The organism is Streptomyces nitrosporeus, assembly GCF_008704555.1.
Lineage (GTDB): Bacteria > Actinomycetota > Actinomycetes > Streptomycetales > Streptomycetaceae > Streptomyces > Streptomyces nitrosporeus.
The window spans coordinates 4,470,604-4,491,048 of the sequence record NZ_CP023702.1; the positions used below are offsets into that span (position 1 = coordinate 4,470,604).

Consider the following 20,445-nt stretch of genomic DNA (forward strand, 5'->3'; position numbering starts at 1 on the left):
GGTGGTCACTTCGCCGCGGTGCGGAGGTGGCCGAGGATCGCGTCGGCCGCGCGCGGAGCGCCGCCGGCCTTGTGCATGTGCTCCCGCATGGTGCGCAGGTTCTCCCGTACGACCGGGTCGGAGGCGACCTCCAGGACGGCCTCCCGCAGGGTCTCGGGGGTGACCTCCTCGGGGTCCAGGACCCGGCCGAGCCGCAGCTCCCCCGTCCGGCCGGCGATCATCTCCGAGTCGCCGTTGTGCGGTACGGAGACCAGGGGCACCCCCGCGTACAGGGCGTTCATGGTGTTGCCGGCACCGCCGTGGCACACGAACGCGCCGGCGTGCTCCAGCACCGCCTGAAGGGTCAGCCAGGTGTGGATCTCGGCGTTGGGCGGCAGTTCGCCCACCGCGTCCAGGTCCACCCCGGGGCCCGCCGCGATCACCACGTGCCACGGCAGCCCCTCGAACGCCTTGGCGCACATCGCGAAGAACTCGGGCTGGGTGTTGAAGGTCGTACCGAGGGAGATGAGGACGACGGGGTTGTCGCCGGACGGCCGCCAGGTGCCCCGCAGGTCGCTCTCCCGCAGCGTGATCCCGGCGAACGTGTACCGGTCCTCGGGAAAGGAGTCGCCGTCGGTCTGGAAGGCGCGCGGCATGAAGGAGATGTTGTGGGCGGCGTCCGCCATCAGCTCGTCCAGCGTGACCTCCCCCAGCCCGTGCGCGTCGGCGAACGCGCGCAGTTCCCGGGTCAGTTCACCGAACATCCCCTCGGCGGCCTCCTCCGCCTCGGAGAAGTACTGGCGGGAGATGAGGACCGGGTAGAGCTGGATGCCCGGTACACCGAGCTTCCGTGCCATCACCCGGCCGAGGAACTGCATCGAGATGTCGTAGACCAGGCAGTCCGGCGGGTCGTCGCCGAAGTGATCCTCCAGCACCGGGGCGGTGGCGGCCGCTTCGCGGACCGCGCCCAGCAGCACCCGGGCCAGCCAGTCCTCGGCGCCGGTCGGGGCGATCGTCCGGGGGTCGATGGTGGAGGTGTAGGGGATGACCTCGGCACCCGTCGAGGCGATCCGCTCGGCGAAGTCGCCGGCGGCCAGGTAGCTGACCCGGTGGCCGCGCCTGACCAGCTCCTCGACCACGCCGAGCGTCGGCGTGACGTGGCCCGCCGCGGGGATGTTCAGGAAGGCGATGTGTTTCTTCACGGGAACTCCAGCTCCTGGGATCGTCGGCTTGTTCGGGAACGCCGGCCGCGTCATCCGCGCGACCCGGCCGGCACCTGGGCCCGGAGGGCCGCGTGGTCCGGCAGCACGCCGAGGGCCTCCGTCTCCGCCAGCGTCGGCGCGTCCCTGTCCTTGTCGGACAGGACGATGTCGTCCATGGCGGGCCACGGCAGGGCGAGCCGCGGGTCCAGCGGGTTGATCGAGATGGCCTGGTGGGGGGTGTAGACGCGGTCGCACAGGTAGGTGACCACCGCCGTTTCGCTGACGGCCGCGAAGCCGTGCCCGAACCCCGCCGGGATGTACACGGCGTGCCGCCGCTCGTCGTCCAGCGGGACCGCGACGGACTTGCCGTACGTGGGCGAGCCGACACGGACGTCGACGACGACGTCGACGACCGAACCGCTCACACAGGTCACGTACTTCGCCTCTCCCGGAGGGGCGGCGGTGAGATGGATGCCGCGGATCGTGCCGCGCCGCGAGACCGAGCAGTTGACCTGCGCCACGTCCATGGTGCGGCCGGTCGCCTCGGTCAGCCGCCCGCCGACGAACAGTTCCAGGAACGCACCGCGCGCGTCACCGAACACCTTCGGTTCCACGAGGTGGACGCCTTCGAGGCCGAGCTCTGTGAAGATCACCGGTTTCCTCCCGTCACCCTGTGGCGCCGGCGCCGACCGGGACCATGCGCTGGATCTCCCGGCCCGCGGCGTCGGGCAGCTGCATCAGGTACTCCCCGTAGCCGCTGGGCATGAGCGGCTTCGCGAGTTCCCGGAGCCGGTCGCTGTCGATGAGCCCGCTCCGCCAGGCCACCTCCTCGACACAGCCGATCTTCTGGCCCTGCCTCTCCTCGATCACCCGGACGAACTCCGAGGCCTGCACCAGCGAGGAGAACGTCCCGGTGTCGAGCCACACGGTGCCCCGGTCGAGCACGGTGACGCCGAGCTCGCCCCGGCTCAGGTACGTCTGGTTCACCTCGGTGATCTCCAGCTCGCCCCGGGGGCTGGGCCGCAGCGACCGGGCGATGTCGACGGCGCGGTTGTCGTAGAAGTAGAGCCCGGGGACCACGTAGCGCGACTTGGGGTGCGAGGGTTTCTCCTCGATGGACAGGACACGTCCTTCGAGATCGAAGTCCAGGACGCCGAAATCGCCCGGATTCGCCACCGGGTAGGCGAAGATGTGGCCGCCTTCCGGAGCGGTGTGGGCCTTCAGCTGGTCCCCGAGGCCGACCCCGTGGAAGATGTTGTCGCCCAGGATCAGCGCCACCGGCTCGTCCCCGATGAAGTCCGCGCCGATCACCAGCGCCTGGGCGATGCCGGCGGGGCTGTGCTGGGTCGCGTACCGCAGGTGCAGGCCCAGGTGCGAGCCGTCGCCCAGCAGCCGCTCGAAGGAGTCCCGGTCGGAGGGTGTGGTGATGACGAGGATGTCCCGTACGCCCGCCAGCACCAGGGTGGACAGCGGGTAGTAGATCATCGGTTTGTCGAACACCGGCATGAGCTGTTTCGACATGGCTTGGGTGATCGGCCACAGGCGGGAGCCGGTTCCGCCGGCCAGAATTATTCCTCGCATGTCTCGGAAGTTAGTGACACCGCCTATAGGGCCTGTCGAGCCCGGGTGGTCCCCGGGCCGCACCGCCGAAAGCCGGCGGGCCGTGCGGTCCGGCGCCGCGCGGCACCGGGACGAGGACGGCCACAGGCCCGCCCGGAGGGGACCGGACGGGCCTGTGCGGCGGGGCTGGAGAAGGTCTGTCAGCCCGCCTTCCCGCTGCCGGGAGGCGTGCGGGGGACGGCCGCGGCCGCCGCGAGCGCGCACACGAGCAGCACCGCGGTCGCGAGGAACGCGACCCCGTAACCGGACGCGAACGCGTGGGCGTCGGGAGGACCGCCGTCGGCGACCTGGGACGTACGCATCTGGGCCAGGGCGACCATGACCGCGAGACCGGCCGCCCCTCCCAGCGCCTGGGAGGTGTTCAGCACCCCCGACGCCAGGCCCTGCTTGTCGTCCGGTACCCCCGCCGTCGCCGCGGAGGCCACCGAGGTCACCAGGATGCCGAGCCCCAGGCCGAACAGCAGGCTCGGCCCCAGCAGATCGACGGCGTAGGCGGCGTTCTCGTCGGCCGCCGACTGCCACAGCAGCCCGGCGATCATCGGGAGGAGTCCGACCAGCATCAGCGGACGGGGACCGACCTTCGGCCCCACCACCGAGGACGCGGCCGCGCCGGCGAACGCGCAGAGCGTCAGCGGCAGGAACACCAGCCCCGTGCGCATGGCGCTGTAGTGGAGCACCGACTGGTACAGCAGCGTCAGGAAGTAGAACGCCGTGGGCAGGGCCGCCCCCAGCGCCAGCATCGTGACGTTGGCCGCCCACACCGAGCGGTTGCGGAACAGGCTCAGCTCCATCAGCGGCTGCGCCGCCCACTTCGCCTGGTCCAGCACGAACACCACGAGCAGCACCACGCCGACCGTCAGCGCCGTGACGATGCGCGCCGACCCCCAGCCGTAGCGCTGCCCCTCGGCGAGGCCGTAGACGAGCGCGGCGATCCCCAGCGTGACCGACAGGGAGCCCAGCAGGTCCAGCTTGGTCCCCTTGCGCGTGCCGCGGCTCGGGGTCGGCGCGACGGACACGGCGGCCATCGCCATGATCACCAGGCACAGCGGCACGTTGATGAGGAGGACCCAGCGCCACGACATCCATTCGACGATCGCGCCGCCGCTGAGCACCCCGACCGCCCCGCCGCTCCCGGACGCCGCGCCCCACAGGGCCAGCGCCTTGGCGCGTTCCACCGGTTCGGTGAACGTGGAGCTCAGCACCGCCAGGGAGGCGGACGCCATGACAGCTCCGCCGATGCCCTGCCCCGCCCGGCCGATCACCAGGGTCGCCGCGTTCGGCGCGATACCGCCGACGAGACTGAACAGGGTGAACACGGCGAAGCCGACCATCAGCATGCGCCGGCCGCCCAGGAGGTCCACCATCCGTCCGGACAGCAGCAGGAAGCCCGCGAAGGGGATCAGGTACCCGTTGTACACCCAGGTCAGGCTGCCCGGTGTGAAGTGCAGCGCGTCCTGGATGGACGGGATGGCGACGTTCACGATGGACGAGTCGAGGATCACGGTCAGCTGGGCGAGGCAGCACACCGCGAGGACCAGTCCCGCCCGGCGCTGCCGGACCGGTACGGCCGGTGCCATCTGGTCGATCATCGAAGAGGAACCCTTCTCCTCGGGTGGGTCCGCCCCCGTACCGGCGGGCGGCGGGACTGCTCCGTGCCGGACATCAGGAGATCTTGACGAGGACGTTGCCCTTGTACGCGCCGCGGAGCAGGCCGATGAGCGCCTCGGGCGCGGCCTCCACGCCGCCCTCCACCACGGTGTAGGGCAGGACGATCTTTCCTTCCTGCAGCCACTGGGAGAAGTGCTGGTTCCACGCCTGGATCTGCTCCGGCGTGTGGTACGTCGAGAACGGCTTGATGACGATCTGCCGGATGATCCCGGCCATGATGTCCAGCCGGGGGAACGCCCCCTGGGCGTCGCCGGTCTGCGCGGAGACCGTGCCGCCCAGCGCCATCCGGGCCCCCTGCGCCGCCACCTGCACGGCGGCCTCGAACTGCTCCCCGCCGACCAGGTCGAAGAACACGTCGATCCCGTCGGGGGCGAGCTCCCGGAGCTGGTCGACCACCGGGCCGTCCTTGTAGTTGAACGCGGCGTCGTATCCCAGCTTCTCGGTCAGGTACGCCACCTTCTCGGCGCTGCCGGCCGAGCCGATGACGCGCTTGGCCCCGCGGGCCTTGGCGATCTGGCCGGCGAGCGAGCCGACACCGCCGGCCGCGTTCGACACGAAGACCACGTCACCCTCGCCGACCTCGGCGACGTCGGCCATGCCGTGGTAGGCCGTGATGCCCTGGTTCAGGAAGTACTCCAGCCCCGGGTACCACGAGGGGTCCACCTTGAAGTACTGGGCGGCGGGCCCGGTGGAGTACTCGGTCCAGCCGTCCATGTGCTGGACGGTGTCGCCCACGGCGAGGCTAGGGTCGGCCGAGGCCACGACGACGCCGATCGCACCGCCCCACGGCCGCTCGCCGACCTTGTAGGCCGGCATCATGGGCAGCCCCGGGTCCTCGGTCATCAGGTCGCGCATGACTGCGGTCACCTGGAGGTACCGGTTGTGCACCAGGACGTGGCCGTCCGCGGGTGCGGCGGTCTCCGCCTCGACGGTCTCGAAGTCGTCCTTCGACGGCTGGTCCGTGACATAGCGCGCCAGCCGTACTTCCTTGCCGGTCACGGGCGGAGTCTGGGCAGTCATGGGTAATCCCCTTCGGTTCATTTCTTCATTCGTTTCGATGCGGTCGGGACGTGCGCGGCCCGGCGGCCCCGCCACGGCGCCGGAGCGCCGCTCGGCCGGGGGGCGGGCCCCGGCCGGTCCCCTCATCCGTTCCACCAGGAGGCGTTCTCCCGGTACCACTCGACCGTGTCCTTGAGACCCGTGTCGAACGACTGCCGGGGGGTGAAGCCCAGTTCCCGCCGGATCTTGGCCATGTCCAGGGAGTACCGCTGGTCGTGGCCGAGCCGGTCGGCGACCCGCTCGACCATGTCCCACCCCGATCCGCAGATCTCCAGCAGGAGCGCGGTCAGTTCCCTGTTGGTCAGTTCCGTGCCGCCGCCGACGTTGTAGACGTGGCCGGACCGGCCGTTGCGCAGCGCCAGGTGGACCGCCGCGCAGTGGTCCGCGACGTGGAGCCATTCGCGGACGTTGGCCCCTTCCCCGTACAGCGGGACGCGCCGGCCCCGCAGGAGGTTCGTCACGAACCGGGGGATGACCTTCTCCGGATCCTGGTGGGGCCCGTAGTTGTTCGAGCACCGGGTGATCACGGTGTCCAGGCCGTGGGTCCGGTGCGCGGCCAGCACCAGCAGGTCGGACCCCGCCTTGGACGCCGCATAGGGCGAGTTGGGCGCCAGCGGCTGTTCCTCGGTCCACGAACCGACCGGGATCGAACCGTAGACCTCGTCCGTCGACACGTGCGCGAAGCGTCCGACGCCGTGCCGCCGCGCCGCGTCCAGCAGCACCTGTGTGCCGAGCACGTTCGTCGACACGAACGCGTGGGCGTCCTCGATGGACCGGTCCACATGCGATTCGGCGGCGAAGTGGACGATCGCGTCGTGCCCCCGGACCACCTCGTCGACCAGCTGTGCGTCACGGATGTCACCGCGGACGAACGTGAGCCCCGGATGCCCGGACACCGGTGCGAGGTTCCGCAGGTCGCCGCCGTGGCCGAGCACGTCGAGCACGGTCACCCGGGCGGCACCCGCGGGGGTCCCCGGGAGCTCGCCCGACAACAGGGCCCTGACGTACTGGGATCCGATGAAACCCGCACCACCGGTAACAAATATCCGCATGCCGGGGATCCTAGGTACCCGGACTTGAGACCGGGTCGAGCCGCGTACGGCGGGCGGGGCGGGGTTTTCGAACGGGGCACGGAGCGCGGGGCGGACGCACGGGGCGGACGCACGGGGCGGACGCGGTGGGATCCGGGCCGCGCGTATCCATGTCACGTGTATCCATGTCACGCGTATCCATGTCACATCCCGCGAAGTTGATCCGTCGAGTGTGTGTAAGCGGTATCGGCAACGACCTGGGAGCAGACCATGAACGCTCGTCTCGACCTCTTCGGCAACAAGACCGCCCTCGCCTTCCTGAAGCACATCAACATGGCGGGGAAGGCGGTCTCCGGCTCGGGCCTGCCCGCCGCGACGCAGGAACTGGTGAAGATCCGGGCCAGCCAGATCAACGGCTGCGGCTTCTGCACCGACATGCACACCAAGGACGCCGCGGCGGCGGGGGAGACCTCGGTGCGCCTGAACCTGATCGCGGCCTGGCGCGAGGCGACGGTCTTCACCGACGCGGAGCGGGCCGCGCTGGAGCTGACGGAGGAGGGCACCCGGATCGCGGACGCGGCCGGCGGGGTGCCGGACGAGGTGTGGGCGAAGGCCGCGGAGCACTACGACGAGGAGCAGCTCGTCGCCCTGGTGGGCCTCATCGCCGTCATCAACACCTACAACCGGCTGAACGTCCTCGTCCAGCAGCCCGCGGGCGACTACAAGCCCGGCATGTTCGGCTGACCCCGCCGCCGTGGTGGTGCCGGGGGACCGCCGCGGTGGCGGCCCCCCGGCCGCGGGCGGCGGGACCGGCCCGTACCGGTGGCCGCCGGACCGGCCTGTACCGGTGGCCGCCGACCGGTCCGCCGAGCAGGCGATGCGGTGAAACCGCTCGACCCGGCCGCCTTTGCGGCGAGATCCTTGGGCATGGAATTCCTCTGTTACCACCGAGACCGGCCCGGCTCCCTGCTGTTGCGCGAGGAGCTGCTGGAGGAGCACTGGTCGTACATGGACGGGTACGAGAAGGAGATGATCGCCCGGGGCCCCACCCTCGCCGACGACGGCGAGACCCCCACCGGCAGTGTGCACATCCTCGACCTGCCCGGGCCCGCCGCTGCCCGCGCGTTCGCCTTCGACGAGCCCAACTACCAGGCCGGTGCCTACCGGGACGTGCTGCTGCGGCGGTGGCGCAACACGCTGGGGCGCACCATGTGGGACTTCCCCGGCGGCCCGGAGGAGGGCAGCCGCTACCTGGTTCTCGGTCTGGGTGAGGGGGAGGCCGCCGACCTCGCCGTACCGCCCGGCCGTGACGAGCTGATCGCCTACGGGCCGCTGCTGTCCGACGACGGCGCCGTCTGGCTGGGGACGGCGGCGCTGGTCCGGGCGCCGGACCCGGACACGGCAGGTGCCCTCCTGACCCCGGACCGGTACGCCGGAATCGAGGTGCACAACTGGCAGTTCGGCGGGCGTTCGTGACGACCGGGGGCGTCCGGGCGGGCGCCACCGCCGGATCCCCCCGGGCCGCTCCGCACCCCGGCGTCCGGTCGCACCTCGGTGTCCGGCCGGATCCCGTGGACGCGCCGGCCTGACGCGCGGTGACGTGGCCGTGCGTCCGCTCCGGAAGACCTCCGGTTTCCGTGGACGCGCGGCTCCGTGCGGGTGCTGTCCGAAAAGGATGGACGGCCCACCACCCGTGATGCAAACTTATGCCTCATGACACATAAAGATGCAGTGATGTCGGGTTCCGGCGCCCTGGCATGGCCGACGGGCTTCAAGGCGTACACCGGCCACGGGGGGCTGCGCGACCACGGTGACGACATCTCCGTCGTCGCGTCCGACCGGCCGGCCACCAGCACCGCGATGTTCACCCGGAGCCTGTTCGCGGGCCCGGCCGTGGTCCTCAGCCGGACCCACGCGGCGGGCCGGTGCCTGCGGGCCGTGACGACGGTGGCGCAGAACGCGAACGTCGCGACCGGACGCCGGGGAGAGGAGAACGCCGCCGAGGTCGTCGGCCGCGTCGCCGGGATGCTGGGCATCCCGCCGGAGGAGGTGCTCATCGGCTCCACCGGTGTCATCGGACGCCCGCTGCCGATGGACACCATCCGTACGCACTTCGACGCGGCCGCCGAGCGGGGCCCCGCCGCGTTCACGGCGGAACCGCTGGACGTGGCCCGCGCGATGATGACCACCGACACCCGCCCGAAGACCGCCGTACGGACCGTGGGGCGGGCCCGCCTCGTGGGGGTCGCCAAGGGCGTCGGCATGCTGGAACCCGACATGGCCACGATGCTGGCCTACGTCTTCACCGACGCGGACGTCTCCCCCGCCGACCTGGACCGCGCGTTCCGCCACGCGGTGGACCACACCTTCAACTGCCTGAGCGTGGACACCGACACCTCCACCTCCGACACCGTGGCGGTCATCGCCAACGGTGCCGCCGGTCCCGTCGACACGGACCTCTTCTCCGAAGCCCTCGCCGACCTGTGCCTGGACCTCACCAGGCAGCTCGCCGGGGACGGCGAGGGCGCCACCAAGCTCCTGCGCGTCACGGTCGGCCGGGCCGCCGACCGGGAACAGGCCAGGCGCGTCGCCAAGAGCGTCCTCAACTCCCCCCTCGTCAAGACGGCCGTCCACGGTGCCGACCCCAACTGGGGGCGCGTACTGATGGCCATCGGCAAGAACACCGACGACACCCGCATCGCACCGGACAAGGTCACCGTGCGGTTCGGGGACACCGAGGTCTACCCCGGGGAACCCGAGGAGCACACCCTCAGCGAACTGGCCGAGGTCATGCGCCGGGACGAGGTGGACATCGTCGTCACGCTCGGCCTCGGAGAGGCCGAGGCCACGGTCTACGGCTGCGACCTCTCCGCCGGCTACATCCGCGTCAACGCCGACTACACCACCTGATCCGGCCGTCGGCCGCCCGACCGGGCGGCCCCGTACCGGTTCCGCACCGGCTTCGTACCGGCCCCGCACCGGCCGGAAACCGTGAGGAATGCCGTTCAACAGTGCTCAGGCGCACCAGTGCGTACATACTGTTCCGTCCCTGAGACGCTCCGTCCTGTTCGATTACAGTGCTTGCGCAGTCGCACACCGTAGATCGGACGGAAGGGGCACGGTGAGCACAGGGACCACCGCTGTCTGGGGCCGTGTCCAGCAGCAGGACTTCCGCAGCCGGGTCCGGGGCGCACTGCTCGGCGGCGCGATCGGCGACGCGCTCGGCGCGCCCGTCACCGGGCTCTCCCTGGAGGAGGTGCGCGCCCTGTACGGGGACGAGGGGCTGACCGGCTTCGCCGCTGCCGACGGGGGCCGGCGGGGCGCCGTCACCGCCGTCACCCAGCTCACCCTGTTCACCGTGGACGGGCTGATACGGGCCCAGGTGCGCCGGGACACCGGGGCCTGGCACCCGCCCACCGACGTCCACCGTGCCCATCTGCGGTGGGCGGCCACCCAGAGCGCCTGGGGACCCGACGAGCGCCGCGAGGACAACGGCTGGCTGGCCGGAGAGGAGTGGCTGTACGCGCGCCGCGCCCCCACCAAGGAATGCCTGGCCGGCTTCGGCGACGCGACCATGGGGACCCTCGCGGCCCCGAAGAACCCCTCCGCGCGGGACTCCGCCGCGCTCACCCGCTCCGCGCCGTTCGGACTGCTCGTGGGCTGGGAGCCGCAGCTGGTCCTCCAGCTGGCCGTGGAGTGCGCCGCCCACACCCACGGCCACGCCACCGCCCAGCTGGCGGCCGGGGCCTTCGCGCTCCTGGTGCACGCGCTGGCCCGCGGCGAGACCCTGGACGGCTCGGTCCAGCACGCGCTGGCCCTGCTCGCCGGCCGGCCGGGCGGCGAACAGGTCTGTGACGCGCTGCGGCAGGCCCTCGGGTCCGTACGGCAGGGGATCCCCGGCCCCGCCCTCATCGAGGCGCTCGGCGACACCGACTCGGCTGAGGAGGTGCTCGCTGTGGGGCTGTACTGCGCGCTGGTCGGCGAGGACGTGCAGCACGGGCTCCGGCTGGCCGTGAACCACTCCGGGCCGTCCGCGGCCACCGGAGCCGTCTGCGGGGCCCTTCTCGGCGCTCTGCACGGTGAGACCGCACTGCCGCCCGGCTGGCTCGCGGAGCTGGAGGGCCGCCCCACCGTCCTCGAACTCGCCGACGACTTCGCGATGGAGATGACCCAGGGCCCCGCCCTGCACAGCCCGGCCGCCGCCGCACCCGGCTGGCTGGCCCGCTACCCCAGGGCCTGAACGTCCGCGCCGGGGACGGCGGGCGGGCGGCGACCGCCGTCGCCGCCCGCCCACCGCGTTCCCGGGACCGTCAGTCCTTCACGCCTTTCGGTACGACCGGTCCGTCGGCGCCGGCGGGCTGGGACGGTACCGCCGCCGCGGCCGTACCCGCGGGGCCCTCGCCGTCCGTGTTGATCGTCTCGATGATCGCGTCGCGCTCCGGGGTGTCCTCGGGCCTGATGAACCCGACGACGATGTAGAGCACCAGCGAGATCGCCAGCGGGAGCGCCACCTGGTACTGCAGGGCGACACTCGTCTTCACCGAACCGTCGAAGTTGTAGTTGGTGAAGTAGAAAGCGAGCAGCCCCGCCGCCCAGCTGACGAGCGCCGCCGTCGGGCCGGACTTGCGGAACCTGCGCAGCATGCCCAGCATGAACGGGATCGCGATCGGGCCCATCAGCCCCGCCACCCACTTGATGACGACCGAGATGATGTCCTTGAACGTCGGCGAGTTGATCTGCGTGGCCAGGGCCATCGACAGGGCGAGGAACGCCAGCGTCGAGACCCGGGCGGCGAGCAGCCCGCTCCGGTTGTTCCAGGAGCGGGCGGACTTGGAGAGGACCGGTGCGATGTCGCGGGTGAACACGGCCGCGATGGCGTTGGCGTCCGAGGAGCACATCGCCATCGTGTGGGAGAAGAAGCCCACGACGACCAGGCCCAGCAGCCCGTGCGGCAGCAACTGCTCGGTCATCAGCGCGTAACTGTCCGAGGCGTCCGGCTTCTGGGCCTCCACGAGCAGCGGGGCGGCCCACATAGGGAAGAAGAGCACCACGGGCCAGACCAGCCACAGGACGGCCGACAGGCGGGCCGAGCGGGTCGCGGAGCGGGCGGAGTCCGTGGCCATGTAGCGCTGGGCCTGGTTCCACATCCCGCCGTTGTACTCGAACGTCTTGATGAAGAGGTAGGCCAGCAGGAACGTCACGGTGTACGGACCGGCAGTCGGTTCGGCGTGGCCCTCGGGCAGCTTGTCCCAGACGGTCCACAGCGCGCTGAATCCGCCCAGTTCCTTCAGGACGATGACCAGCATGGCGATACCGGCGAACAGCTGGATGATGAACTGCCCCAGCTCGGTGAGGGCGTCCGCCCACAGACCGCCGACCGTGCAGTAGATGGCGGTGATGGTGCCGGTGATGAAGATGCCCTGGGTGAGGCTGATACCGGTGAACACCGAGAGCAGAGTGGCGATGGCCGCCCACTTCGCCCCCACGTCCACGATCTTCAGCAGCAGCCCGGACCAGGCCAGCGCCTGCTGGGTCGGGACGTTGTAGCGGTTCTTCAGGTACTCCAGCGGCGAGGCGACGTGCAGGCGCGAGCGCAGCCGGTTGAGCCGGGGCGCGAAGAGCTGCGCACCGATGCCGATGCCGATCGCGATCGGCAGCGACCAGGTGACGAACGAGGTCACACCGTACTGGTACGCGATGCCGGCGTAACCGGTGAACATCACCGCGCTGTAACCGGACATGTGGTGCGAGATGCCGGACAGCCACCACGGCATCTTGCCGCCCGCGGTGAAGAAGTCGCTGACGTTGTCGACGCGCTTGTGCGACCAGATTCCGATCGCGACCATCACGCCGAAATAGCCGATGAGCACGGCCCAGTCGAGACTGTTCATGTGCCCCCTCCAGGGGTCCGCCATGTGAACGGGAACGCACTTCGTCGGTACGGCCGTTCAGCGGGGCCCCGTGCGGGAAGGGGACTGCGGGGATTGAACCGTCTGGCCACACCCCCGGTCAAGGTCGCAACGGTCAGAGATGTGAACACAGATCAGCAAGCAGAACGATTTTACTTTTTCTTGACCTTGGGGGGCGTTGTCGTGAACGTGACCGCGGCCACACGATGAGCGGGCACTTCGTCAGGCTGTGCAGAGATGTGAGCAACAGCAACAGCAACAGCAACAGCAGCGACAGCGACAGCGGTGACCGGCAGGGCAGTGGCTGCCGGGCAGGCGGCGATACCGCGGGGTCCGACCGGACCCGGCGCCGCCGGAACGTGGAACGGCCGCACGGGATGCGGGTCCCGTGCGGCCGGAGGAAGGGGAGAGCTTCACGATCCAGCTCCGGTGCGCCGGAGCCGCCCGGCGCACGCGCGCCGGAACGCCGACGCGCCTGGCGCAGTGGCCGTGCGCGGCCGGCCGGGCCGGACGGCGTGGGCCGGACGGCGTGGCTGTCCGCTGACGGGCCGAGCCCCCTCGGCCAGGACGGCGAACCAGTCGAGAGGGCTCTTGGGCGCGTCTGTGACGCGGGCCGGTGCCGTGATGCCCGGCCGGGTGGTGTCAGGCGTCCACGGAACCCGCGGCGACGTCACGCACGAAGGCGTTCCACGCGCCGGGGACGAAGGTGAGCGAAGGCCCTTCGGGGGCCTTCGAGTCACGGACGGCGACGGACTGCGTGACAGGCGACTTGACCTCGACACACGCTCCGTTGCCGCCGGAATACGACGACTTGGTCCACGTGTCCGTAGCGCCCTGGAGGATAGCCATGGTGACTCCGGTTCAGAGAGTTGTGTAGGGGCACCAACGCTTTCTGTTGGCGTGATCGACGCTACTCGCCAACAACCTTGCGCGGTGCTGCCGTTCACTCGACCGGATGGCATATTCCAGCCAAGGCTTCCGTGTGAGGTGAAGGCGGTGTATCGTCCCGCCCCCACCTCATCCGGACGCTTCTGCCGCACGGAAACGGCCCATGGGGTCCGGGACGTCAGCCGGTGTAGCCCTTGATGATTCCGCCGATGAATTCGCGTGTCTGATCGGCGTTCAGCGCCTGGGCCCGCAGGTGTTCGTACATGACGCTGTAGCGCTGTACGTCGTTGGCCTTCTCCAGGTACAGGTCACTGGTGACGCCCTCGATGTACACCACGCTGGAGTCGGCGGCGTCGGGGAATTCCAGAATGGCGTACTGCCCGTTGATACCCGGATGGGCACCCATCTCGAACGGCAGGACCTGCACGGTGACATGGGGCAGCTGCGACTGCTCGATGAGGTGTTCCAGCTGCTCGGTCATCACCTGCTTGTCGCCGACCTGCCGGCGCAGTGCCGACTCGTCGATGACCGCCCACAGCCGCAGGGGATTGTCCGGGGAGCTGACCCGTTCCTGCCGCCTGAGACGGACGCTGACCCGCTTGTCGATGTCGGACGGCGGCGCCTCGGGAAGCGCCCCGCTGATCAGCGCCTCCGCGTAACTCCTGGTCTGGAGGAGACCCGGGAGGACCTGGGGCTCGTACACCCGCAGCGACTCGGCGTCCGTCTCCAGGCCGATGTAGACGCTGTACGGAATGTCACCGAACGCGTGCCACCAGCCCTGCTGGCGGGAGTCCTTGGCCATTTGCATGAGCGAGTCGACGACGCGGTGGTCCTCCACTTCGTAGACCCCGCAGAGATCGCGCACGTCGCGCTGGCTGATGGAACGGCGGCCGTTCTCCAGGTGGCTGATCTTCGACTGGGAGACCAGGAGCCGCTCCGCGACTTCTTCGGCCGTCATGCCTTTGAGTTCGCGAAGGCGGCGCAATTCCTGCCCCAACCGCCGTCGCCTGACGGTGGGATTGACATTGGTCGGCACGGGAACGGCACCTCCGGGCTATGCAGCTGTTGTAGCTGTGCGTGTCTGCTGTTCAGCAGATTGCCACCCGGAGGGCCGGCCGCGCTGGGAAACGGCCACACGCGGAAACGCGGGGCAGCCGGTGGATCCGGCTGCCCCGCGCCTGGTGCGGCTCCCGAACCGGGTCTGGGGGACGTCGGTGCGGCGGTATTCGGTACTGATTCTCGGTGCTCCGCGAAAGTGTCCGCGCGGTCGTGCTGTCATTCGTGTTCCGGTTCGCGCTGCCGTTCGTACGCTCAGTGAACGGCCGAGGTGTGCGCCATACTGCCGCGCCGCGCGGGTGCCTGCGGTTGCGACGGCATGCCTGCTGCTTGCTGGTTACGGCGCGGCTGGACCGCCACACCGTTCTGGACGTCCATCACCGCGTGTGCGACGAGGCCGCCCATCGGGTCGTGCCTGATCAGATCCCGAAGCCGGGAGCGTGATGAACGCCCCTCGTTCCCCGGGTAGAGGTGCTTGCCGAGACCGACCGCGTGGGCCAGCGCGGCGAGCGCCGCGGTCCGCGGGTCCGGCGGTACGCCGGTGCGGATCGCACTGTCCAGCCGGGACCGGATGTCCCGGCTGACCGCCGTGTCCGTCGCCTGGTAGCGAGTGGTCGGCAGTACTCCGCACATCTGGCCCGCCACGGCATGCACCATGCCGCACCGCTCCAGATGAGCGAGATAGATCTGACGGAGCCCCAGCCGGGGTCCGCCGATCCAATGGACGGCCCGGACCGGACTGCCACGACGGCGCAGCAGTTCCAGTGCGGAGTCCAGAGTCGGATCTCCTGTCGGCCGTGGCATCACCACGGCGATACGATCCCCGTCAGGGGCTATCCGTCCTGCCAGAGCCAGCTCCACTAGCTGTGCCCCGGCCAGGCCGAGGTCGAGCGACTGCGGCTGCGCTGTGGTACCCGTGGTCGGGTCCAGAGCGAGCAGCAGAAGCTCCTCCGGAATTGTTCTGCGGCTCCTGCCCATCCATGCCTCCCCGCGTGGATGAATGACAGGGTGACCCCTCTCACAATGGTCTGTCGAGAGTGCCTGGGTGCTTTGTGAGGGAACCGTTAGGTATGTCGTTCCCGTCTAGCAGCCGAGCCCAGGGTTTCGCACAGGACACTGGGAGATGGTTCGGACAGTGCGGGCATGTCCCCGCGGCGCATCAAGGAGGCATCGGTGGCGGGCGAGTCCCCCGACAAGTCGGAGCAGCGGAAGTCGTCGGGGACGGCTGGAGCACGCGATCCGCGTCTCACCGTACTCCGTGAACCGGCGGCTTCCGGGAGCAGCGGAAGCGAGGCGGACGAGACGGCCGAGGGCGTCGGCGGTGTGACGACGGACACCGCGACCGCGGTCTTCCGGACACCGGACCCCGCGGACGGCGACGAAGGCGGTCCGGACCGTGAGGACGGGGCCGCCGGGTCCACCGGTGCCGCGGGCCTCCCCGCGTCCCTCGGCGCCGAGGAGGGCGCGGGGGACGCCGAGGACGAGGCGTCCGGGGCGGAGGAGGCGCCCGGGGGCCGGGACGACTCCTCCGGGCCCGTGGCCGACGACGAGGCCCTTCCGGAGCGCTTCGCCCGGGCAGACGGCCCGGACGAGGGCCCGGCCGACGGCCCGGACGGTGACGGGGCCGCGAACGCCGACGCGGGTGCGGACGCCGGCGCGGACGACGCGGAGGGTTCCGGCACGCCGGCCGCCGGGAAGCCGGAGGCTCCGGGCGACGTACGCCTGCGTGCCGCGGTCGCGGCATGGGTGGCGGGCGACGACGAGGCCCCCGAGGGAGGGGACACCGCTTCCGGGGAGGAGAAGGCCCCGGCCGACGTCCCGCGGGTGCCCGCGAGCCGCGAGGAAGCCAAGCCTTCCGAGATCAAGGAATCCGGCGAGGAAGCGCCCGGCGAAGAGACCTCCGGCGAAGACGCCTCCGCCCGGTCCGGCCGGTCCGCCCGGGAAGAGCCCGCTTCCGGGGCGTCGGCCTCCGTGCCGGTCGCCGCGCGCCCCGGCGACGACGAGACGAGCGCGAGCGGCCCCACGCCGGACGGCGACGGACCGGACGCCCCGGAGGAGAGCGACGGACCGGACGCCCCGGAGGCGACGGAGAAGCCCGCGAAGACGGCGGAGAAGTCCGCGAAGGCGGCGGAGGAGTCCGCGAAGGCCGAAGAGCGCGTCGTGGACCAGCCGACGACCGCCTTCAAGGCGGTACGCCCCCGCCAGGTCGACCAGCCGACGACGGCGCTGAAGCTCCCCCCGCGCGCCACCGGCGCCGAGCCCGGCGCGGAGGAGGGGGCCGAGCCCCCGGCCAAGTCCTCCACCGGGCCCGAGGCCGGGTCCCGGGCCGAACCCCCGGCCGAGTCCTCCGGAGAGCGGACCAGCCAGTTCGTGCCCCTGCGGTCGGACGACGTACGGGCGGCTCCCGCGCCCCGTACCCCCGGCGCGTCCACCGGCGCCGCCGTCGGGCCGACCGTCACCCCGGACCTCACCGCGCGTCCCGCCGGTGAGCCGGCCGGGCCGTACGAGGCCGAGCGGACCAGGCAGCAGCCCATGCCGCCCAGGCCCCCGCTCGACCTGCTCGCCGAGCTGACCAACACCCCGCCGCCCCCGGAGACCCCGGTCCGTACCGTGGTCCGGCGTATCAAGATCTGGACGCCACTGCTCCTTCTGGTCGTGGTCATCTTCGCGATCGCGCAGTCGGTACGCCCGCTCCCCGAGCCGGTGCTCCAGCTGACGACGAAGCCGACGTACACCTTCGAGGGGGACAAGCCGTCCCTGCCGTGGCCCGATGAGGGCCAGGGCTTCATGGCGGCCACCGGCCTCGGCACGGTGGACTCCTTCGGTGAGCAGGAGGCGGTGCCGATCGGCAGCGTCGCCAAGGCGATGACCGCCTACATCGTGCTCAAGGGCCACCCGCTGAAGAAGGGCCAGGACGGGCCGGCCATCGAGATCGACGCCAAGGCGGAGAAGGAGGGCAAGCTGGATTCGGTGGGGGAGTCCACCCTCAACACCGTCAAGGCGGGGGACACGCTCACGGAACGGGAGGCCCTCTCGGCCATCATGATCCCCTCCGCGAACAACATCGCCCGGCTGCTCGCCCGCTGGGACGCCGGTTCCGAGGAGGCGTTCGTCAAGAAGATGAACGACACCGCCAAGGAACTCGGTATGACGAACACCACCTACACCGACCCGTCGGGGCTCAACGCGACGACGGTGAGTTCGGCCGAGGACCAGGTGAAGCTCGGCCAGAAGCTGGTCGAGATCCCGGCACTGATGGACATCACCAAGCTGCCCTCCTGGACGGACCCCTCGGGGAAGTACCACCGGAACTACAACACCCTCGTCCCGTACAACGGTGCGCTGGGTATCAAGACGGGTTCCACCACCAAGGCCGGAGGCAACCTGCTCTTCGCCGCCCACAAGATGGTCGGCGACACCGACCAGCTGATCGTCGGCGCGATCCTGGGGCAGCACAAGCCGTCGATCATCGACACGGTCAACGCGGTGAGCAAGGAAGCCATGACCGCCACGCAGGACCTGCTGGAGAGCCGGACCGTCGTGAAGAAGGGCCAGGTCGTCGGCAGCGTCGACGACGGTTTCGGGCACACCACCGACGTGGTCGTGGCCGAGGACGTGAAGGCGGTCGGCTGGGCGGGGCTCACGGTCAAGCTGGAACTGGCCGACGACGGCGGGGCGATCTCGCACACCGCCCCGGCCGGTACCCGTGTCGGCACGATGACCATCGGTGAGGGAGCGAGTCAGGTGAAGGTCGCCGTCCAGCTCGCCGACGCGCTCGCCGAGCCGTCCTTCGGGGACAAGCTGACCCGCGTCGGCTGATCGCCGGCCGGTCCGGGCCCGGCCTCCCGCCGCAGTCCCCTGCCACAGCCCTCCCGGCCTCCCCGGGAGGGCCGTGAGGGAAGGGGCAGCGCGTGGAAAATGCCGCGTGCTAGCGTCCCGAAAGCAACGGAAGGGCGCCAGGGGCGCGTCCTTCCCCATACGGACGAGGCCCGTGCGCCGCATCGGGGGGTCGGCAGGCCCGGGCGAGGACGGGGAGAGCCGCAGTGACCACCGCTGAACCGACGCGGGCCGACGGGCGTGTCGAGACGCGTGTCGAGACGCCGGTCAGGATCCCGGCGCAGGCGGCCGGTGACCGGGACGTGCCGCTCCGGCCGGCCCGCCGCCCGCTGTGGCGCCACCCGGTCGTGCTGACGACCGCGGTCGCCGCCGTGGTCCATCTGCTCTGGTTCTTCTTCTTCGCGAACAGCGGCGGGGACATCGCCGCCCAGGACGCCTGGGCGGAGTTCGTCGGCCGCCACCCCGGAACCGCGTACAACCTCGCCTGGTACGGCGGGATGCACCCCGTGTCGTACAGCGTCGTCTCCCCGTATCTGATGTCGGTGCTCGGGGTCCGGACGACGATGATGGCCGTCGGCACGGTGTCCTCGGCCCTCACGGCGCTGATCCTGGTCAGGGTCCCCGCCGTCCGCAACCCGCTGGCCTGTTCGCTGGCCGGTGTGTTCGCGTACCTGTGCAACGCGCTGTCCGGCCGGGTGACCTTCGGGCTCGGCATGATGTTCGCCGTGGGCGCCGTGGCCGCGGTGTTCTGCTGGCCCCACCGCTGGCGGCACAAGCGGTGGGCGAAGGCGGCCGTCGCCGCGCCGCTGGCCGCCCTGGCCACGGCGGGAAGCCCCGTGGCCGGGCTGTTCCTCGGAGTGGTCGCCGCGGCGCTCTTCCTGAACAAACGGCGCCCCGGCGCGTACGCGATCGGCCTGCCGCCCGTCGCGGTGGTGGCGCTCTCGGCCTGGTGGTTCCCCTTCTCGGGTACGCAGCCGATGTCGCTGGGCACGCTCTCGCTGCCGTTCCTCTTCGCTGTCCTGGTGTTCGTCCTGGTGCCCCGGGACTGGAGCACCGTGCGTACGGCCGCCGTGGTCTACGGGGTGGGGACGCTCCTCACCTACGTCATCGATTCGCAGATCGGCTCGAACGTCTCGCGCATGGCGATGCTGTTCGCCGGTGTGGCCCTGCTGGCCGCACTGCCGTACACGGCGCCCCGCACCCGCCGCTGGTACGCGCTGCTCCTCGCCTTCGCCGGGCTGAACCTGTGGATCGGCTTCAAGGGGGTGGACGACATCGTCCGTACCGCCCCGACCGCCTCCTGGACCCGCGAGCTGGCCCCCTTGGTCAACCAGCTGCAGAAGGTGGGCGCGGAGCGGGGCAGGGTGGAGGTCGTGCCCGCCAGCAGCCACCGGGAGGCCTCGGCGCTGGCGCCGTACGTCAACCTGGCCCGCGGCTGGAACCGCCAGGCCGACATGAAGCGCAACCCGCTCTTCTACGACGACACCCTGAACTCGATGAACTACCGGGAGTGGCTGGACCGCTGGGCCGTGCACTACGTGGTGCTGCCGACCGGGAAGCCCGATTCGAGCGGGGCCGTGCAGGAGGCGGAGCTGGTCGACAAGGGGCTGCCGTATCTGGAACCGGTCTGGAGCGACGCCAACTGGCGGCTCTTCCGGGTGCTGGACCCGGTGCCGATGGCCGACCCCCCGGCGACGGTCGAGAAGGCGGGCGCGGAGGAGCTGACCATCCGGGTGCGGTCCGCGGGCCGGGTGCTGATCAGGATTCCGTACTCCCGGTGGCTGGCCGTCGTGGACGACGAGGGCAGGAGCGTGGAGCGCCCGCAGGAGACCGAGGCGTCCAGGAAGCGCTCGGAACAGGACGAGGAAGCCCCCAAGGACTTCACCAACGCACACGGCTGCCTGATCAAGCTGGAGGAGGACCCGGAAGGGGTCGAGTGGACGGAACTGCTCGTCCCCCGGCCGGGTGTCTACCGACTGGCCGCGCCCTACCAGCTGGACCCGGGCACCCCGTGTCCGGACGAACTGCGCTGAGCCGCCGCCCGGCCGTACGGGCGCGTGCGGCGGCGGACAGCGGGCGGGCCCCGGGACGGGCCGGGGGATGAACGGGCGGGCGGGTGAACGGGCCGCCGGATGAACGGGCGGGCCCGGACTGCCGACGCCCGTCCCGCCGTTGGCCGGGCCCACCGTTGGCCCG

General features: G+C 71.0%; 16 protein-coding genes. 6 read left to right on the plus strand and 10 right to left on the minus strand.

What is annotated here, in order from left to right:
- Nucleotides 1-5 precede the first annotated feature (5 nt).
- The 6 genes from CP967_RS19865 to rfbB all read right to left on the minus strand — a co-directional run bounded on the left by CP967_RS19865 (nt 6) and on the right by rfbB (nt 6,580).
- Nucleotides 6-1,181, minus strand: coding sequence for a macrolide family glycosyltransferase (locus CP967_RS19865; RefSeq protein ID WP_167535414.1), 1,176 nt, complete (start codon nt 1,179-1,181; stop codon nt 6-8).
- Nucleotides 1,182-1,231: 50 nt separating this feature from the next.
- Nucleotides 1,232-1,834 (minus strand): dTDP-4-dehydrorhamnose 3,5-epimerase, encoded by a 603-nt coding sequence (gene rfbC / locus CP967_RS19870; RefSeq protein WP_150489254.1) that lies wholly within the window; start codon nt 1,832-1,834, stop codon nt 1,232-1,234.
- Nucleotides 1,835-1,847: 13 nt separating this feature from the next.
- Nucleotides 1,848-2,762, minus strand: coding sequence for a glucose-1-phosphate thymidylyltransferase RfbA (gene rfbA / locus CP967_RS19875; protein ID WP_150489255.1), 915 nt, complete (start codon nt 2,760-2,762; stop codon nt 1,848-1,850).
- Between the two features lie 179 nt (nt 2,763-2,941).
- Nucleotides 2,942-4,390, minus strand: a complete 1,449-nt coding sequence (locus CP967_RS19880) for an MFS transporter (protein ID WP_150489256.1) — start codon at nt 4,388-4,390, stop codon at nt 2,942-2,944.
- A gap of 73 nt (nt 4,391-4,463) precedes the next feature.
- Nucleotides 4,464-5,489 (minus strand): MDR family NADP-dependent oxidoreductase, encoded by a 1,026-nt coding sequence (locus tag CP967_RS19885; protein ID WP_150489257.1) that lies wholly within the window; start codon nt 5,487-5,489, stop codon nt 4,464-4,466.
- Between the two features lie 122 nt (nt 5,490-5,611).
- Nucleotides 5,612-6,580, minus strand: a complete 969-nt coding sequence (rfbB, locus tag CP967_RS19890) for a dTDP-glucose 4,6-dehydratase (RefSeq protein ID WP_150489258.1) — start codon at nt 6,578-6,580, stop codon at nt 5,612-5,614.
- A gap of 249 nt (nt 6,581-6,829) precedes the next feature.
- Here rfbB and CP967_RS19895 point away from each other — a divergent pair, with 249 nt between their 5' ends.
- The 4 genes from CP967_RS19895 (at nt 6,830) to CP967_RS19910 (ending at nt 10,799) form a co-directional block, all read left to right on the plus strand.
- Nucleotides 6,830-7,303: a carboxymuconolactone decarboxylase family protein gene (locus CP967_RS19895; RefSeq protein WP_150489259.1), complete on the plus strand. Its 474-nt coding sequence runs from the start codon at nt 6,830-6,832 to the stop codon at nt 7,301-7,303.
- Between the two features lie 183 nt (nt 7,304-7,486).
- Entirely contained in the window at nt 7,487-8,035 is a 549-nt protein-coding gene (locus CP967_RS19900) for a YciI family protein (RefSeq protein WP_150489260.1), read from the plus strand.
- Between the two features lie 258 nt (nt 8,036-8,293).
- Nucleotides 8,294-9,469, plus strand: a complete 1,176-nt coding sequence (argJ, locus tag CP967_RS19905; RefSeq protein ID WP_150489261.1) for a bifunctional glutamate N-acetyltransferase/amino-acid acetyltransferase ArgJ — start codon at nt 8,294-8,296, stop codon at nt 9,467-9,469.
- A gap of 211 nt (nt 9,470-9,680) precedes the next feature.
- The gene (locus tag CP967_RS19910; RefSeq protein ID WP_150489262.1) at nt 9,681-10,799 is read left to right on the plus strand and encodes an ADP-ribosylglycohydrolase family protein; all 1,119 of its coding nucleotides are present in this window, start codon (nt 9,681-9,683) and stop codon (nt 10,797-10,799) included.
- A gap of 70 nt (nt 10,800-10,869) precedes the next feature.
- Here CP967_RS19910 and CP967_RS19915 read toward each other — a convergent pair whose 3' ends face one another.
- From CP967_RS19915 to CP967_RS19930, 4 genes are all read right to left on the minus strand, one after another.
- Nucleotides 10,870-12,450: a sodium:solute symporter family protein gene (locus CP967_RS19915; protein ID WP_150489263.1), complete on the minus strand. Its 1,581-nt coding sequence runs from the start codon at nt 12,448-12,450 to the stop codon at nt 10,870-10,872.
- Between the two features lie 660 nt (nt 12,451-13,110).
- Nucleotides 13,111-13,317 (minus strand): DUF397 domain-containing protein, encoded by a 207-nt coding sequence (locus CP967_RS19920; RefSeq protein ID WP_150489264.1) that lies wholly within the window; start codon nt 13,315-13,317, stop codon nt 13,111-13,113.
- Between the two features lie 217 nt (nt 13,318-13,534).
- A complete protein-coding gene (locus CP967_RS19925) occupies nt 13,535-14,392 on the minus strand; it encodes a helix-turn-helix domain-containing protein (RefSeq protein ID WP_150489265.1) in 858 nt (285 codons plus the stop codon).
- 275 nt (nt 14,393-14,667) lie between these two features.
- Entirely contained in the window at nt 14,668-15,390 is a 723-nt protein-coding gene (locus tag CP967_RS19930) for a GOLPH3/VPS74 family protein (protein WP_150489266.1), read from the minus strand.
- A gap of 165 nt (nt 15,391-15,555) precedes the next feature.
- Between CP967_RS19930 and CP967_RS19935 the strand changes: the two genes are divergently transcribed.
- Nucleotides 15,556-18,231: a D-alanyl-D-alanine carboxypeptidase gene (locus CP967_RS19935; RefSeq protein ID WP_150489267.1), complete on the plus strand. Its 2,676-nt coding sequence runs from the start codon at nt 15,556-15,558 to the stop codon at nt 18,229-18,231.
- Nucleotides 18,232-18,455: 224 nt separating this feature from the next.
- On the plus strand, nt 18,456-20,282 hold the full coding sequence (locus tag CP967_RS19940; protein WP_150489268.1) for an MFS transporter: 1,827 nt from the start codon (nt 18,456-18,458) through the stop codon (nt 20,280-20,282).
- The last annotated feature ends 163 nt before the right edge of the window (nt 20,283-20,445 follow it).

Coding starts and splice junctions, on each gene's coding strand:
- rfbA (WP_150489255.1), bottom strand. CDS start 2,762: ATGCGAGGAATAATTCTGGCCGGCGGAACCGGCTCCCGCCTGTGGCCG.
- CP967_RS19880 (WP_150489256.1), bottom strand. CDS start 4,390: ATGATCGACCAGATGGCACCGGCCGTACCGGTCCGGCAGCGCCGGGCG.
- CP967_RS19885 (WP_150489257.1), bottom strand. CDS start 5,489: ATGACTGCCCAGACTCCGCCCGTGACCGGCAAGGAAGTACGGCTGGCG.
- rfbB (WP_150489258.1), bottom strand. CDS start 6,580: ATGCGGATATTTGTTACCGGTGGTGCGGGTTTCATCGGATCCCAGTAC.
- CP967_RS19895 (WP_150489259.1), top strand. CDS start 6,830: ATGAACGCTCGTCTCGACCTCTTCGGCAACAAGACCGCCCTCGCCTTC.
- CP967_RS19900 (WP_150489260.1), top strand. CDS start 7,487: ATGGAATTCCTCTGTTACCACCGAGACCGGCCCGGCTCCCTGCTGTTG.
- argJ (WP_150489261.1), top strand. CDS start 8,294: ATGTCGGGTTCCGGCGCCCTGGCATGGCCGACGGGCTTCAAGGCGTAC.
- CP967_RS19915 (WP_150489263.1), bottom strand. CDS start 12,450: ATGAACAGTCTCGACTGGGCCGTGCTCATCGGCTATTTCGGCGTGATG.
- CP967_RS19920 (WP_150489264.1), bottom strand. CDS start 13,317: ATGGCTATCCTCCAGGGCGCTACGGACACGTGGACCAAGTCGTCGTAT.
- CP967_RS19930 (WP_150489266.1), bottom strand. CDS start 15,390: ATGGGCAGGAGCCGCAGAACAATTCCGGAGGAGCTTCTGCTGCTCGCT.
- CP967_RS19935 (WP_150489267.1), top strand. CDS start 15,556: ATGTCCCCGCGGCGCATCAAGGAGGCATCGGTGGCGGGCGAGTCCCCC.